At 65.6% G+C, this 14,219-nt stretch carries 13 protein-coding genes and 1 tRNA gene; 5 read left to right on the plus strand and 9 right to left on the minus strand.

Going from position 1 to position 14,219, the window contains the following annotated elements:
- Window positions 1–157: 157 nt before the first annotated feature.
- Entirely contained in the window at window positions 158–2,698 is a 2,541-nt protein-coding gene (locus JW897_RS22610; protein WP_205467732.1) for a TonB-dependent receptor, read from the minus strand.
- Between the two features lie 714 nt (window positions 2,699–3,412).
- On the opposite strand from JW897_RS22610, the gene JW897_RS22615 reads away from it, so the two are divergent.
- Window positions 3,413–3,772: a DUF2325 domain-containing protein gene (locus tag JW897_RS22615; protein WP_081557136.1), complete on the plus strand. Its 360-nt coding sequence runs from the start codon at window positions 3,413–3,415 to the stop codon at window positions 3,770–3,772.
- 120 nt (window positions 3,773–3,892) lie between these two features.
- Here JW897_RS22615 and JW897_RS22620 read toward each other — a convergent pair whose 3' ends face one another.
- From JW897_RS22620 to hpnC, 8 genes are all read right to left on the minus strand, one after another.
- A complete protein-coding gene (locus tag JW897_RS22620; RefSeq protein ID WP_048412672.1) occupies window positions 3,893–4,072 on the minus strand; it encodes a zf-HC2 domain-containing protein in 180 nt (59 codons plus the stop codon).
- Entirely contained in the window at window positions 4,069–4,629 is a 561-nt protein-coding gene (locus JW897_RS22625; RefSeq protein WP_205467733.1) for a sigma-70 family RNA polymerase sigma factor, read from the minus strand. The genes JW897_RS22620 and JW897_RS22625 overlap by 4 nt, the downstream gene beginning before the upstream one ends.
- A gap of 168 nt (window positions 4,630–4,797) precedes the next feature.
- Window positions 4,798–6,159, minus strand: a complete 1,362-nt coding sequence (gene radA, locus JW897_RS22630) for a DNA repair protein RadA (RefSeq protein WP_048412670.1) — start codon at window positions 6,157–6,159, stop codon at window positions 4,798–4,800.
- A gap of 27 nt (window positions 6,160–6,186) precedes the next feature.
- Window positions 6,187–6,750, minus strand: a complete 564-nt coding sequence (locus tag JW897_RS22635; protein ID WP_048412669.1) for a hypothetical protein — start codon at window positions 6,748–6,750, stop codon at window positions 6,187–6,189.
- A gap of 16 nt (window positions 6,751–6,766) precedes the next feature.
- Entirely contained in the window at window positions 6,767–7,522 is a 756-nt protein-coding gene (locus tag JW897_RS22640; protein WP_048412668.1) for an SDR family oxidoreductase, read from the minus strand.
- Between the two features lie 61 nt (window positions 7,523–7,583).
- Window positions 7,584–8,852 carry a hydroxysqualene dehydroxylase HpnE gene (hpnE, locus tag JW897_RS22645; RefSeq protein WP_205467734.1) on the minus strand — a complete coding sequence of 423 codons (1,269 nt, stop codon included), beginning with the start codon at window positions 8,850–8,852 and terminating at the stop codon, window positions 7,584–7,586.
- 7 nt (window positions 8,853–8,859) lie between these two features.
- Entirely contained in the window at window positions 8,860–9,705 is an 846-nt protein-coding gene (gene hpnD / locus JW897_RS22650) for a presqualene diphosphate synthase HpnD (RefSeq protein ID WP_205467735.1), read from the minus strand.
- Between the two features lie 77 nt (window positions 9,706–9,782).
- Window positions 9,783–10,595, minus strand: a complete 813-nt coding sequence (gene hpnC, locus JW897_RS22655; protein WP_048412666.1) for a squalene synthase HpnC — start codon at window positions 10,593–10,595, stop codon at window positions 9,783–9,785.
- Window positions 10,596–10,772: 177 nt separating this feature from the next.
- On the opposite strand from hpnC, the gene JW897_RS22660 reads away from it, so the two are divergent.
- The 4 genes from JW897_RS22660 to JW897_RS22675 all read left to right on the plus strand — a co-directional run bounded on the left by JW897_RS22660 (window position 10,773) and on the right by JW897_RS22675 (window position 14,193).
- Window positions 10,773–10,848, plus strand: a tRNA-Ala gene (locus tag JW897_RS22660).
- Window positions 10,849–11,015: 167 nt separating this feature from the next.
- On the plus strand, window positions 11,016–11,801 hold the full coding sequence (locus JW897_RS22665; protein WP_205467736.1) for a substrate-binding periplasmic protein: 786 nt from the start codon (window positions 11,016–11,018) through the stop codon (window positions 11,799–11,801).
- Window positions 11,802–11,917: 116 nt separating this feature from the next.
- A complete protein-coding gene (locus tag JW897_RS22670; protein WP_048412674.1) occupies window positions 11,918–13,084 on the plus strand; it encodes an MFS transporter in 1,167 nt (388 codons plus the stop codon).
- The gene (locus JW897_RS22675) at window positions 13,081–14,193 is read left to right on the plus strand and encodes a class II histone deacetylase (protein WP_205467737.1); all 1,113 of its coding nucleotides are present in this window, start codon (window positions 13,081–13,083) and stop codon (window positions 14,191–14,193) included. Before JW897_RS22670 ends, JW897_RS22675 begins: the two co-directional genes overlap by 4 nt.
- Window positions 14,194–14,219: the final 26 nt, after the last annotated feature.

Below are 14,219 nucleotides of genomic sequence, written 5' to 3' on the forward strand. Positions count from 1 at the left end.
CCCACAATTGCTGCGGCTTGGGCCGGCACCTACCCCGTCTTGTGAACGGACCGGAGGCCGGCTCGGCCGCCATCTGCCACTCCGGCTTTCGCGTGAAAGCCGGTTCCTGCGTCCTCCCTCCTGCCGGGACGGCGAAGACCGCCCCGGCATGGCGGAGTTACATCTTGTAGCTGGCCTTCACGAAGTAGGCGCGGCCCACCGCGTCGGTGAAGCGCGGGTCATAGCCCTGGGGCGTGGTTTCGCCCTGATTGCTCCACGGCGGCAGCTGGTCGAACAGGTTCTTGATGCCGGCGGTCACCGTCAGTTGCTTGTTCCAGGCGTAGGAACCGGACAGGTTCCAGGTGGAGTAAGGCTTGACCATGTGGCTGGGGTCGGAATCGGTGTAGCCCGATTTGTAATCCTGAGCCAGGATGCCGCTCCACGATCCGCGCATCCAATTCAGCGCCAGATTGTGCTGCCAACGGAAAGTGGGGCTGCCGTTGACGTAGGCGCCCAAGTCGCTGTGGTAGTCGCCGCCCTTCTCGTACTGGAAACTGTGTTTGCTGATATAGGTGCCGTCCAGGTTCACCGTGAAGTCGCCGATGGAGGTGCGCGGCAGACGGTAGGAGAAACCCAGATCAACGCCAGCGGCGCTGGTGTTGCCCAGGTTGTCGGTGAGGTCGGTCACGTACAGCAGGTTGTTCTTCGAATCCCGGACAAACAGGTTGGCGTATTTGACCGGGTTGGCGAAGATGGTCTGCTCGTTCAGCAATCCGATGGAGTTCTGGATATTGGTCCACCAGAAGTCCACGCTGGTGGTCAGGTCCTTGACCGGCTCCAGCACCATGCCGAAGGAGATGGACGAGGACTTTTCCGGCTGCAGGTTCTTGTTGCCGCCCGTCATCAGGTTTTGCTGAGTCTTGACGCAAGAGGTCGAGCCGGCGCCGGGCTGAGCCACGCCGCCCGGACACAACACCGGGTCGGTATAGTTCTTGGCGGTCAGTTGCTGCTGGGCCGGCTGGTTGATGTCGTACAGCGACGGCGCGCGGAAGCCGGTGCTGGCGGAGCTGCGCAGCAGCAGTTGCGGCATCGGCTGGTACTTCAGCGAAACCTTGGGGTTCACCGAGCTGCCGGAGTCGCTGTAGTGGTCGTAACGCACCGCCAGGTTGGCGTCCAGGTGCTTGATCACCGGGATGTCCACCTCGCCGTACAAGGCCTGGGCGTTGCGCTGGCCGCTGCCGTCGTTGGTCTTGGTCAGACCAGTACTCAGCGTATCGGTGGACAGCGCATGGTTATAGGTATGCTCGATGGTCTCGCGGCGCGCCTCGGCCCCGATGGCCACCGCCAGCATGCCTGCCGGCAATTGCAGCACTTCCTTGCTGACCTTGAAGTCGGCAAGGTCGAGCTTGGACTTGGCCTGCTCGATGCGGCCGCTGGACGAGAATGGCTTCCAGGCTGCCGGATCGGCGGTGCCCGGATCGAAGCCGTTGTTCAGCGCGTTCTGCAGCTTGCTCTGGCTCAGATAGCCGCCTTGCAGATCGTGAGTAACCTTGCTTTCCGAGTGGCCGAGGCCGGCGCGGTAATCCCAACCGGCGATCAGGCCTTCCAGATTCATCTGCAGACGCTGGGTGGTGGCGGTGGTGCTGTCCACACGCTCGCCGGCCGGCACCGAACGGCCATAGACCGGGAACGGCCCGTCCGCCGGGTTCTGGCCCGGCGCGGTCGGCGAGCTGACGTCGCCGGCGAACGGGGTAGGCGCCACCCAGGTAGTATTCTTGGTCTCGGTCACCAAGTATTGCAGCGACAGCTCGTGGTCGCCGATGCGAGTAGTGCCTTTGAGCACGCCGGTCTGCTGTTCGATCTCGGGCTGGATCGACGGGTACAGCGAATACAGCTGCGAACAAGCGCCGCTGCCGTCCGGCGTCGAATACGGCGGCGCGCAATTGGGCGAACCGGTGATCAGGTCGCCGCTGGGCAACAGGTAGTTGGGGGGGAAGCTGTTGACGCTGCGCTTGGTGCTGCTGGTGATCTGGGACGCGAAATCGCGCTGGGTGGCCATGATCTTGTTGGTCTTGTGATACTCGTAAGCGCCGTAGATGTTGAAGCCGTCCTTGCCCAGGTCGCCGTAGCCGTAGGACAGGTTGACGCTGCGCTCTTGGCCGCCGGAACGCTGCGGAGACAGCAGCTCGCCGCCGATGGACAGGCCCTGCATGGTTTTCTTGGTGATGAAGTTGATCACGCCGCCGATGGCGTCGGTGCCGTAAATGGCCGAGGCGCCGTCGCGCACCACTTCGATGCGGTCAATCACTGTCAGTGGAATGGCGTTGAGGTCGACCGAGGTGCCGTCCATCGGCTGGTTTACGATGCGACGGCCGTCCAGCAGGATCAAGGTGTACTGATGCCCCAGGCCGCGCAGGCTGGCGTAGGAGGCGCCGCCGGTGGAGGCCCCTACCGCGGCATTGGCGCCTTGGGAGGACTGATTGGAAGCTAGGCTGTTGACCACTTGCTCAACCGACGTCATGCCCTGTTTGATCAGGTCGTCGGTCTTGATGATGGTCATCGGGATCGCCTGCTCCTGCTTGATGGAGCGCTTGATGTTGGAGCCGGTGACTTCCACCCGGTCCAGGGTGGCGCTGTTGTCGTCGGCGTAAGCCAGAGACGCGGCGCCGACACCGAGCATGGCGAGCGCCAGCGCGATTTTCTTCTTGCGACAATTCATGATTCTCCAATCCCTTGTAAGTTCATTTGGCCACTGACCTCGTCGGGTTTATGGCTCTATCGAGAGCATCGTCGTGCTCATTTTTTGATCTGAACCGAAGGCGATCCGAGTGTGCGAATTAATCATGACCAGCGTCAATAAACTTTTCCGCGGCCGCCCCCCGCCATCTTCAGAGCGAGCAGGCACTATGTTTGAAGCAATACTTCTTAACGACTCAAAACCGTTATTAAACAAGCGTCTAACCGGAATTCGAAATCCACGCCCCAGAAAAACCAAATGCATATTTAGAGCAGTCGCTACAAAAAACAAGCATGTTTCAATCCCATAGTCATGTTGCTTTTTTGCAATCGCGTTAAAAACCGGGCAGCGTAAATACTTCTTATTCTTTGTTTTTAACACTTGTTACATGTGAAAACCTGATAACAGCCATGATTTATTGGGATGCCGCTCTCTAAGCCTGGAACGTCGCGCGCCTCAGCCGCCAAAACGCCGATCCCCATCGCCGGCCGCCCTCGCCGCCCCCACCGGCCAGCGCATGAGCCGCGCTCATGCGAAGCCTGCAACCTCTCCGCCCGGCGGGGCCAAGCGGCGCAAGCTGCGCGGCCGATCCGCCACAGTTCACCCCTGTCCTGATTGCCATTTTCAAAGTTTGTGATTGACCAGCTAAATGATAACGATTATCATTTCTAAAAATTCACCCAGGAGGGATGTCCAATGAATGCCATGCTTGTGGGAGCCGATACCCTCGGCAATATTCCGGATGTGCTGCGCGATTTCGGCATCAACATCCATCGTCACGTCAGCGGCCGCAACAGCTCGCACCAACGCAAGGTGGACCGCCTGCCGGCCGGCACCGACCTCTTGATCCTGTTCACCGATTTTCTGGGCCACAACGTGATGCGCCATTTCCGCGAACTGGCCTCGGAAAACCAGATCCGCTTCATCGCCTGCCGCCGTTCGGTCTGTGCGCTCAAGCAATCGCTCACCGGAGCCGGCCTCAACGACAGCCAGTGCGCCGCCTGCCCGCATCAGTGCGCGGCGGCCAAGAGCAGCGGCGGCAAGCGCAAGCGCTGAGTTTTTTCTTACCACCCTTGAAATTAAAAGCCGGCTCCTGCCGGCTTCTTTTTATCCCGCGCCGCGGGCAAGAAAAAACCGGCCACAAGGCCGGTTGCTCGCCGCGCTTCAAACAAGCGGCTATTCGCCGCGCCCCGCCTTCCGCGCGGCCTCGCTCAACTGCTTGAGCTGCTGAGAGAAATTGCGGCAATTGCCGCACATGAACAGGTGCACGCGCAGGCGCACGTATTCCCACTGGCTCAAGGGACGGTCCTGAGAGGCCGAGATCAAACGGCTGGCCTGACGACAACTCAACTTCATACGCTAGCCTCCCGGCTCCAGCGGATCGAAAAACACTCCCGCAAGCTCATGCGGGCGCGATACAGCAATACGGAACAGTTGGTCGCGGTGATCTCCAGATTCTTACAGATCTCCGCAATCTCCATGCCCATCACCTCGCGCATCACGAACACCATCGCGGTGCGGCGCGGCATCACTTCCGAGCACTGTTCGAACACCTCCCAGAACTGGCGCGAAACCAGGGACTGCTCCGGGCCGCTCCAGGCCTTGACCGGCTCGCGCCAGTGGCCGTCCCGGCTGAACAGGCCGTCGAAATCTCCGTCGTCGGCCTCGTCCTCCAGCGATTCGAACAACTTCTCCTTGCCCTTGCGGCGCAAGGCGTCGATCAGCTTGAAGCGCAGGATGGAGGTCAGCCAGGTGCGCAGCGTGGATTTGCCGCTGAAGGAGGCGCGCGACTCCAGCGCCGCCAGCAGCGTCTCCTGCACCGCCTCATCGGCGGCGTCTCTTTCGCGCAGCTGCGCCAGCGCGTAGCGGAACAGATACGGCCGTTCCGCTTCTATGTCTCGGTCTTCTATCATTCCCTATCCGCTTTCTTAGAGTCTGTTTACAATCTCGCGAACTAAAGCGAGACAAGGCGAAAACAGCTGAGAAAGCGGAGTGTACACACGGTACATGAGCATTTCGAAGTTGTACTCACCGTGCCACGCTCCACGACGCGCAGCAGATCGTAAACAGGCTCTTACCGCTCATTCGCGGCAGAAGTCCACCGCCTGGTCCAGGCGCTCCACCGCGATCACCTGCAGCCCCTCTATCGGCTGGCGCGGCCGGTTGGCCTGCGGCACGATGGCGCGGGTGAAGCCCAGCTTGGCGGCCTCTTTCAGACGCTCCTGGCCGCGCGCCACCGGGCGCACCTCGCCGGCCAGGCCCACTTCGCCGAACACCACCAGCTTTTCCGGCAAGGCCTTGTTGCGCAGCGAGGACACCATGGCCAGGATGATGGCCAGGTCGGCCGCCGGCTCATTGATCTTGACCCCGCCCACCGCATTGAGGAACACGTCCTGATCAAAGCAGGCGACGCCGCCGTGGCGGTGCAGCACCGCCAACAGCATGGCCAGCCGGTTCTGCTCCAGGCCCACGGTCAGGCGCTTGGGCTGGAAGCCGTGGCAATCGTCCACCAGCGCCTGGATCTCCACCAACAACGGGCGGCTGCCCTCTTGGGTGACCAGCACGCAGGAACCGGACACGTCGTCGCGATAGGAGGACAGGAAGATGGCCGAGGGATTGGACACGCCCTTGAGGCCGCGGTCCGTCATCACGAACACGCCCAGCTCGTTGACCGCGCCGAAGCGGTTCTTGATCGCGCGTATCATCCGGTAATTGGAGTGGGAATCGCCCTCGAAATACAGCACGGTGTCCACCATGTGCTCCAGTACGCGCGGGCCGGCCAGCGAGCCTTCCTTGGTGACGTGGCCCACCAGCAGGATGGTGATGCCGGTCTGCTTGGCCATTCGCGTCAGCTGCGCCGCGCATTCGCGCACCTGGGACACCGAGCCCGGCGCCGAGGTCACCTGGTCGGTGTACAGGGTCTGGATGGAGTCGATCACCGCCACTTCCGGCTGCTCGCGCTTCAGCGTTTCCAGAATGGCTTCCAGCCGGATTTCCGCCAGCAGGTTGACCCGCTCGGTGGCCACCGACAGTCGGGTCGCGCGCAGCGCGATCTGCTGCGGCGATTCCTCGCCTGACACGTAGAGCACCTTGCGGCGCGCGCCGATTTCGGACAAGGCCTGCAGCAGCAGCGTGGATTTGCCGATGCCGGGATCGCCGCCGATCAGGATCACCGCGCCGCGCACCACGCCGCCGCCCAGCACCCGGTCCAGCTCGTCGATGCCGGACGGGTCGCGCGGCACTTCCTCGGTTTGCACATCGGACAGTTTCTGCACCTGGGTGGCGCTGTCGCTCCAGGATTGAAAACGGGCGTTGGCCGCAGGCGCGGCCTGCACCGCCTCGGTCAGGGTGTTCCAGGCATTGCAATGCGGACACTGGCCCTGCCATTTGGGCGTTTGACCGCCGCACTCGGCGCAACTGAAAACGGTTTTGATTTTTGCCATCAGGACAACGGAAAGAAGTGGACGGGCTCAGCCGTGCGAACCAGGCGCAGGGCTGTTCTTATTGAGTTCATTGATGATGTTGAGCAGACGTTTCTGCTCCGGCTCCGCGCCGGAGGCGGCCTTGGATTTCTCGCCGCCCTCGCCGGCGGGCTTGTTGCGTATCGCCGCCAGCACCGCCTCCACTTGCGGATCGGTGCGCGCGGCGCGCTCGGCCTCTTCGTTGCTCAGCGGCCTGGGGCCGGAGGACGAAAGGTTGGCGCTGGATTTTTCCGTCGGCGCGGACGCCGCGCCGTGGCTGCTGGCGGTGGGCGCCGGCATGCCGGCGGGGGCGGACGCTTCCTTGGGCGGCTCCATGGTGTCCAGCTTGTTCTTGGCCATGTACTCGTTCATCTCGCGCCAGCCGGCATAGATCGCCGCCTTGTCGGCTTCGGGATTGCGCAGATAGCACTCTTCCAGCGAACGGCCGGTCTGACGGCAGGCCGCGCCTATCGCCTTGTTGGCGTCCTTGGTCAAACCGGTGACGTTGCCCACCCAGTTGCAGCCGGTCAACGCCAGCAACAGCGGCAACCACAGCCATCGCCCTATGCTCATGCCTCGCCCCTTCCCCTCAAGCGCGCCGGGCGCGCAAATCCAGTTCCACGATCTCGCCGCTGCGGCCCTGGCTGGCGGGCCCCAGCCAATACACCAGGTGCGGCATCAAGTCCGCCAGATCGCCGCGCTCGGACTTGTCCTCGCCCGGGTGAGTGCGGTTGCGCTGCGGCGAATTCACCGGCCCCGGGATCAGCTGGTTGACGCGCAGCTGCGGGTAAACGTCCCATTCGTTGGCGGCCACCTGGGTCAGGTAGTTGAGGCCGGCCTTGGACGCGCCGAAACCGCCCCAGTACGGCGCCGGGTGCAGCGCGTGAGTTTCGCCGACGAACAGCACCGCCGCGTCCGGCGAGTCCTTCAACAGCGGCAGACAGGCCCGGGTCAGCGCGAACGGCGCCACGGTATTGATCCGGTACTGGTCCATCCACTCTTCCACCGTCTGATTGGACAGCGGCGACAGCGCGTAAAAATGCGAGGCGCAGTGCAGGATGCCGTCCAGCCGGCCTAGCTCGCGTTTGATCATCATCGCCAGATTGTTGAAATCGCCCTCCGCCGCCTTCAGCAAGTCCAGCGGCACCGCCGCCGGCTCCGGCCCGCCGGCGGCCGCTATTTCATCGTAGACCTTCTCCAAGCCTTTGACGCTGCGCGCCAGCAACACCACGGTGGCTCCGTGGCGCGCCAAAGTCAGCGCGGCTTCACGGCCTATGCCCTGGGTGGCGCCGGTGACCAGCACCACGCGGCCTTGAAATGCGTTAGAGGCGATATCTGTCGTCATTTTTTTTCGCTATCTTGTAATCAGGGCCATCGGCGGCGCGCTTCTGCGGCCGCCGGATGGCTCACAGTCTTCCAATCACCGCGCGGGCGGCTGCGACGCCGCTTCGAACGGCCCCCTCCAAAGTGGCAGGATAATCAGCATGCGTCCAATCTCCCGCCAAATAAAGCGATTGTACCGGGCTTGGCTGCGCCGGTCGCCTCATATCGACCAAACTGGCAAAAGTGGCCCGCCGCTCCGCCAGCACCCGGAAATCAAGCCGCCGGCCGGCGCGCGGATCAAGGCGGCGCACGTCGGCCTCCACCAGAGCAGCCAGTTCCTCTTGCGCAAGCGCGTCCAGATGCTGCGGCGCGCTCATCACCGCGGCCACCCAGCCGGTTTCGCCCATCAACGCGCCGCGATCGAACAGCCAGTCGGCGACGCCGCCGCTGCAGGCGCACATCGGCGCCGGCAGGCGGAGCGCGCCTTCAAACTGCAGGTAGACGGTGTAGATGGGCCAATAACGATAAGCATCGGTCAGCTGGCGCAGCGCTGGATCCGCCGTCAGTTCCGCCGCGTGATACGGCGCCACCGCCAGCACGGCGGCATCGAAACGCTCGCCGTCCACGCTCACCCCCGTTGAATCCTCCGCCACGCCGCGCACGCGCCGGCCGGCGCGCAGATCCGCGCCGCGCGCGGCCAGCCAGCGCCAGGCCGGCTCGGGGAACAGCGCGGACAAGTCCGCTTTCGGCAGCAAGAGATCGCTGGCGGCGCGGTCCGCGCCCAGGCTGTCGCGCAGCACCGCGGCCAGCACCCGCATCGACGCCAGCTCCGGCGGCGTATTGAGGCCGGACAGCACCAGCGGCCTCCAGAACTCGCGGATCAGCGCCTCCGACTGCCCTTGCTCCGTCAGCCATTGCGTCACCGCGCAATCCGGCTCCACCCGCCAGCCCCGTCCTTTCAAACGCTGCAGGGCCAGCGCCAGCCGCGCCTTGTCACCCCAGCTTACGCCGCGCGCCGTCAACAGGCCGGCGGCCAGGTGCAAGGGCGCCGGCAGCCGCGGGCAACGCAGGCTGATGCCGCCCTGGCGCCGCCAATTCATCGGCAGGCGCAGCAAGGCCCGGCTCTCGTCCACGCCCACCGTCGCCATCAGCCGCAGGCATTCGCGGTAGGCGCCGATCAGGATGTGCTGGCCGTTGTCCAGCCGGCTGCCGGGCACGCCGATGCGGCGCGCGCGGCCGCCCGGCTCGCGCCCGGCCTCGAACACGGTCAGCTCCGCCCGGCCGGCCAGCTCCACCGCGGCGGCGAGGCCGGCCCAGCCGGCGCCGATCACGGCGACGCGCGGCTTGCTCATCGGCGGCTCACGGCCGGTAGCCGAAGGTCCAGGTTTTCCATGCCAGCCACAGTTTGCGGATGGGGGTCAGCGACAGCCGCTGATTGAGCACCTTGGCCGGGCCGTCCAGCTTGATTTCCTCCAGCGTGGCGCGGTAGATCGCCGCCATCAGCAGGCCGGGACGCTGCGCCTTGCGGTCCGCGGCCGGCAACATCTCCCAGGCTTGGCGGTAATACTGCTGCGCGCGTTCGATCTGGAATTCCATCAGCGCCTTGAAGGCCGCGCTTTCCTCGTAGTGCAGGATGTCCATCGCCGGGCAGTTGAAGCGCTGCAACTCCTCCATCGGCAGATAGATGCGGTCGCGGCGCGCGTCCTCGCCCACGTCGCGGATGATGTTGGTCAGCTGGAAGGCGATGCCCAGCTCGTGCGCGTACTCCAGCGTCTTCTCGTCGCGATAGCCGAAGATGCGCGCCGCCAGCTGGCCCACCACACCGGCCACGCGGTGGCAGTACAGCAGCAGGTCCTGGAAGCGCTGATAGCGCGCCATGCTCAGGTCCATCGCCATGCCGTCTATGATTTCCTCCAGCTCGCTCTGCGGCAAGCCGAAGGCGCGCGCGTGCGGCTGCAGCGCCTGCATCACCGGGTGTTCCGGCGCGCCCTGGTAGAGCTTGGCCACTTCGCCGCGCCACCAGGCCAGCTTGGCGCTGGCCACATTGGGATCGTGGCATTCGTCCACCACGTCGTCCACCTCGCGGCAAAACGCGTACAGCGCGGTAATCGCGCGGCGGCGCGGCTCCGGCAAGAATCGAAAGCTGTAGTAGAAGCTGGAGCCGCTGGCGGCGGCCTTGTCCTCGCAATACTGATCAGGCGTCACGCGCCACTCCTGTCCTAGCGGCGGCCGCGGCGGGCCGCCGTCCTTCAATCATATTCATCGTCGTCGCGCCGCGGCGCTCACTTGGCGCGCGCCGCGCGCCACAGCATATAGAGCCAGTCGCGCCAGTTCAGCACCGGACGGCTGCGGAACACGTCGCCGCCGGAGTCGTGCAGTTTCTTCAGGATGCGCTCCCCGCCCAGGATGATCAGCCTCAGCTCCAGCCCCATCCTGCCCTTCAATACTTTGCCCAGCGGCGCGCCGGCCTGCAACATCTTGCGGGCGCGCTCGATCTGGGCGCGCATCATCGGCTGCCACAGGCCGCCGGCGTCGCGCGCGGCGATCTGCGCCTCGGTCACCCGAAAGCGCTGCAAATCCTCCTGCGGCAGGTAAACCCGGCCCTTGCGCCAGTCCAGCTCCACATCCTGCAGGAAGTTGATCAGCTGCAGCGCGGTGCAGATGCCGTCCGACATCGCCAGCGAGCGCCTATCATTCTCGCCGTACAGGGCCAGCATCAGCCGGCCCACCGGGTTGGCGGAGCGGCGGCAGTAGTCCGCCAGCTCCGCGTAATCGCGATAGCGGGTTTTTTCCACGTCCTGGCGGAAAGCCGCCAGCAGATCGTGAAACGGCTGCAAATCCAGGCCGTGCTCGGCGATCGCCGCCGCCAGATTGCGCATCAACGGCGTATCCGGCGTCTGGCCGGCGCCGATGCGCTCCAGCTCCGCGCCCAGCCGGTCCAGTTCGGCCAGCCTCCGCTCGGGGGCGTCGTCGCCCTCGTCCGCCACATCGTCGGCGTAGCGCGCGAAATGGTAGATCGCATGCACGGCGCGGCGCATCCTGCGCGGCAGCAGGACGGAGCCCACCGGGAAATTCTCGTAATGCCCAACCGACATCGGCTTGCTTCCTGTTGTATGGCCGGCGAATCGGCGATTATAACCGAGCATCCCGGCGCGCTCCTATGCCGCCGGCCGCGCCGCCTCCGGAAAATTATCCAAAAAAAGTGAAGCCGGCTATTTACAAGCCAAGGGCCCTGCCATATACTGCGCAGCACTGTGAAACGCAGCCGGTGCGGGGGTATAGCTCAGTTGGGAGAGCGCTTGCATGGCATGCAAGAGGTCAGCGGTTCGATCCCGCTTACCTCCACCAAAAACTGCGCCACAGACAAGACGCCGCCCGATGCGGCGCGCAGCGAAAGCCGATTCCGAGGAATCGGCTTTTTGCATTTCTCCCCCGCCTTTTCCCGCTTGCCTTTTTTTGTTGCGGCGCAAATAACTAAAGCAAGTTCATTCCGCCTCCCGTCGCGGAGCCTCCGTATGCCGCGAGTCCGCCTGATCTTCCTGCTGCTGTCGCTGTGCGCGCCCGTCGTCGCGGCCGAGCCGCGCCCGGCCGCCCTGCGGCTGTGCACCGAGGACATGGACTCGCCGCCGTGGCGCAGCCAGAACGGCCCCAGCCTAAGCCTGCTGATGCTGAAGGCCGCCGCCCAGAAAACCAATATCAAGCTGGAAATCCGGGAGATGGCCTGGATACGCTGCCTGAGCGAGGTGCAAAACAATCAGATCGACGGCGTGTTCGAGATCAGCTTCAAGCCGGATCGCCTGCGCATCGGCGTCTACCCGATGAAGGGCGACGCCCCCGATCCGGCGATGCGCATGCATCTGGACGGCTATAGCCTGTACCGGCTGAAGGGTTCGAAACTGGAATGGGACGGCCAGAGCCTCAGCCATCTGGACGGCGCCGTCGGCGCTCAGACCGGCTTCTCGGTGATCGCCCAACTGCAGGCGCTGGGCGCGCCGGTCGACGACAGTTCGCGCAACCCGGAACAGAACCTGAACAAGCTGCTGGCGCGCCGCATCGGCGCCCTGGCCCTGCCCACGCTGACCGGCGACAGCCTGCTGGCGAGCAATCCCCTCTATAAGGACAGGATAGAAAAAGTGGGACCGGACCTGGTCGCCAAGCCTTACTACCTGATCTTTTCCCGCCGCTTCGCCGACGGCCATCCCAAGCTGACCCGCCAACTTTGGGAGGCCATCGCCCAGACGCGGGAATCTCCCGACTACCGCAAAGCCCTGCAAGACGCGCTGCGCCAGCTCAACCGCTGACGCCCCCTGTTGCGCCCCCGCTATCCCAAATCGGCAAAACGCCGCGCGCCCGCTTGCCCCTCCGCGCGAATCTTGCGAGCGTAAGCCTGGTTCACGACTCGCGCCGCGGGGAAAACATGACTGCTCGCCTGCCTGCCCACACCGCCGAGCCCGTCCGCGGCGGCGGCCTGATCGCCCTGATCGCCTTCGCCGCCGTCGCGCCGCTGGTGCTGATGACCGCTCCGGCGCTGGCCAGCCAATTGGCCGGCCAGTTCGGTCTGGGGCCGGAACGGATCGGCCGCCTGTTCGCGGTGGAGCTGGGCGCGATGAGCCTGGCCACGCTGCCGGCCTATCTCTGGCTGCCGCGCGTGGACTGGCGCCGCGCCGCCGCCTGCGCCGGCGGGCTGTTCATCGCCGCCAACCTTGCCTCCTGTTTCGCCGCCACTTACGCCGAACTGCTGCCCTGCAGGCTGCTCAGCGCGCTGGCCGGCGGCTCGCTGATGATTCTGTGCCTGTCCACCGCGGCGGCCAGCGCCAACCCGGACCGCGCCTACGGCCTATGGGTTTCCGGCCAACTGGCGCTGGGCGCCTTGGGACTGGCGCTGTTTCCGGCCTGGTTCGCCCGCTACGGCATCGCCGCCTGTTATCTGAGCCTGGCGGCGCTGATGGCCCTGTGCCTGCCGCTGGCCCGCTGCTTCCCGCCCTCGGCGGCCAGGCCCGGCCGGCCGGCCGACGCGGAGGCGCAGCCCTGGCGCCCGGCGCTGGTCGGCGCGGCCGCCACCTTGTGCTTCTACGTCAGCCTGAGCGGCACCTGGACCTTCATCGGCGGCATCGCCGCCCAGGCCGGCCTGACGCCGCGGCAAAGCGGCGATTGGCTGGCGCTGGCCACCTTGATGGGCATCGTCGGCTCGGTCTGCGCCGCGGCGATAGGCGGCCGCGGATCGCGCCGCCGTCTGCTGATCGCCGGCTACGGGCTAATGCTGCTGTCGCTGGCCCTGCTGCTGGGCGCGCCGCGCGTCGGCCGCTTCGCGGCGGCGGCGCTCGTCTTCAAATACGCGTGGACCTTCATCCTGCCCTTCATCCTGGCCACGCTGGCCGCGCTGGACCGCAGCGGCCGGCTGATGAGCACCGTCAATCTGGCCATAGGCGGCGGCCTGGCGCTGGGGCCGGCGCTGGCCGGAGAATTGATGGCCGCCCACGGTCAAAACCCGCAAACCCTGCTGCTCGTTTCAATGGGGCTCGCCGCGCTGTCGCTGGCCCTGTTGCTGACGCTGCGGCCCACAACGATCAGGAGTCCGCAATGACCTCCCGCACCGCGTTTCTCTTTGACGAGCTCTGTTTATGGCATAGCGTCGGCCCGCACGCGCAGATCCTGCCGGTGGGCGGCTGGGTGCAGCCGCCGTCCGGCGGCGGCCACGCCGAATCCCCGGACAGCAAGCGCCGGCTGAAAAGCCTGATGGACGTGTCCGGCCTCAGCGCCCGGCTGCAAGTGCGCGGCGCGCCGCCCTTGGCCGAGGAGGATCTGCTGCGCGTGCACACGCCCGCCTATCTGCAACGCTTCAAGGCGCTCAGCGACGCCGGCGGCGGCGAGTTGGGGCCGCAGGCGCCGATAGGCCCGGGCAGCTATGAAATCGCCAAATTGTCCGCCGGCCTGGCCTGGGCCGCGGTGAACGCCGTGCTTGCCGACGAGGCCGACAAGGCTTACGCGCTGTCGCGCCCGCCCGGCCATCACTGCTCGGCGGACGGCGCAATGGGCTTCTGCTTCCTGGCCAACGCCGCCCTCGCCGCGGAACTGGCCATCGCCCGCCACGGCCTGAGCCGCGTCGCCATCGTCGATTGGGACGTGCACCACGGCAACGGCACCCAGTCGATTTTTTACCGACGCGGCGACGTGCTGACCCTGTCCCTGCATCAGGACGGCTGTTACCCGCCCGGTTCCGGCGGCGCCGAGGAGCGCGGCGAGGGCGACGGCCTGGACGCCAATCTGAACATTCCGCTGCTGCCCGGCGGCGGCCACCAGGCCTATCTGGACGCGATGCGGCTGCTGGTCTTGCCGGCGCTGCGACGCTTCCGGCCCGAATTGATCATCGTCGCCTGCGGCTACGACGCCAACGCCGTCGATCCCCTGGCCCGGATGCAGGCGCACAGCGACACCTTCCGCGCCATGACGCGGCAACTGGCCGACTTCGCCGACGCCGAGGCGGGCGGACGGCTGGTCCTGTTGCACGAAGGCGGCTACTCCGAAGCCTACGTGCCCTTCTGCGGCCTGGCCGCGCTGGAGGCGCTGTCCGGCGTCCGCACCGAGGTGGCGGACCCGCTGCTGGAGCTGATCGTCGCGCAACAGCCCGGCGCGCCGATGCGCCAACTGCAGACGCGCTTGCTGGAAGCGCAGGCCGAGCGGCGCGGATTCTGAGCAAACCTGGCGATCACGCCGTCCAC

Source organism: Chromobacterium alkanivorans, assembly GCF_016937655.1.
Classification (GTDB): Bacteria; Pseudomonadota; Gammaproteobacteria; order Burkholderiales; family Chromobacteriaceae; genus Chromobacterium; species Chromobacterium alkanivorans.

Coding starts and splice junctions, on each gene's coding strand:
- JW897_RS22610 (WP_205467732.1), bottom strand. CDS start 2,698: ATGAATTGTCGCAAGAAGAAAATCGCGCTGGCGCTCGCCATGCTCGGT.
- JW897_RS22615 (WP_081557136.1), top strand. CDS start 3,413: ATGAATGCCATGCTTGTGGGAGCCGATACCCTCGGCAATATTCCGGAT.
- JW897_RS22620 (WP_048412672.1), bottom strand. CDS start 4,072: ATGAAGTTGAGTTGTCGTCAGGCCAGCCGTTTGATCTCGGCCTCTCAG.
- JW897_RS22625 (WP_205467733.1), bottom strand. CDS start 4,629: ATGATAGAAGACCGAGACATAGAAGCGGAACGGCCGTATCTGTTCCGC.
- radA (WP_048412670.1), bottom strand. CDS start 6,159: ATGGCAAAAATCAAAACCGTTTTCAGTTGCGCCGAGTGCGGCGGTCAA.
- JW897_RS22635 (WP_048412669.1), bottom strand. CDS start 6,750: ATGAGCATAGGGCGATGGCTGTGGTTGCCGCTGTTGCTGGCGTTGACC.
- JW897_RS22640 (WP_048412668.1), bottom strand. CDS start 7,522: ATGACGACAGATATCGCCTCTAACGCATTTCAAGGCCGCGTGGTGCTG.
- hpnE (WP_205467734.1), bottom strand. CDS start 8,852: ATGAGCAAGCCGCGCGTCGCCGTGATCGGCGCCGGCTGGGCCGGCCTC.
- hpnC (WP_048412666.1), bottom strand. CDS start 10,595: ATGTCGGTTGGGCATTACGAGAATTTCCCGGTGGGCTCCGTCCTGCTG.
- JW897_RS22665 (WP_205467736.1), top strand. CDS start 11,016: ATGCCGCGAGTCCGCCTGATCTTCCTGCTGCTGTCGCTGTGCGCGCCC.
- JW897_RS22670 (WP_048412674.1), top strand. CDS start 11,918: ATGACTGCTCGCCTGCCTGCCCACACCGCCGAGCCCGTCCGCGGCGGC.
- JW897_RS22675 (WP_205467737.1), top strand. CDS start 13,081: ATGACCTCCCGCACCGCGTTTCTCTTTGACGAGCTCTGTTTATGGCAT.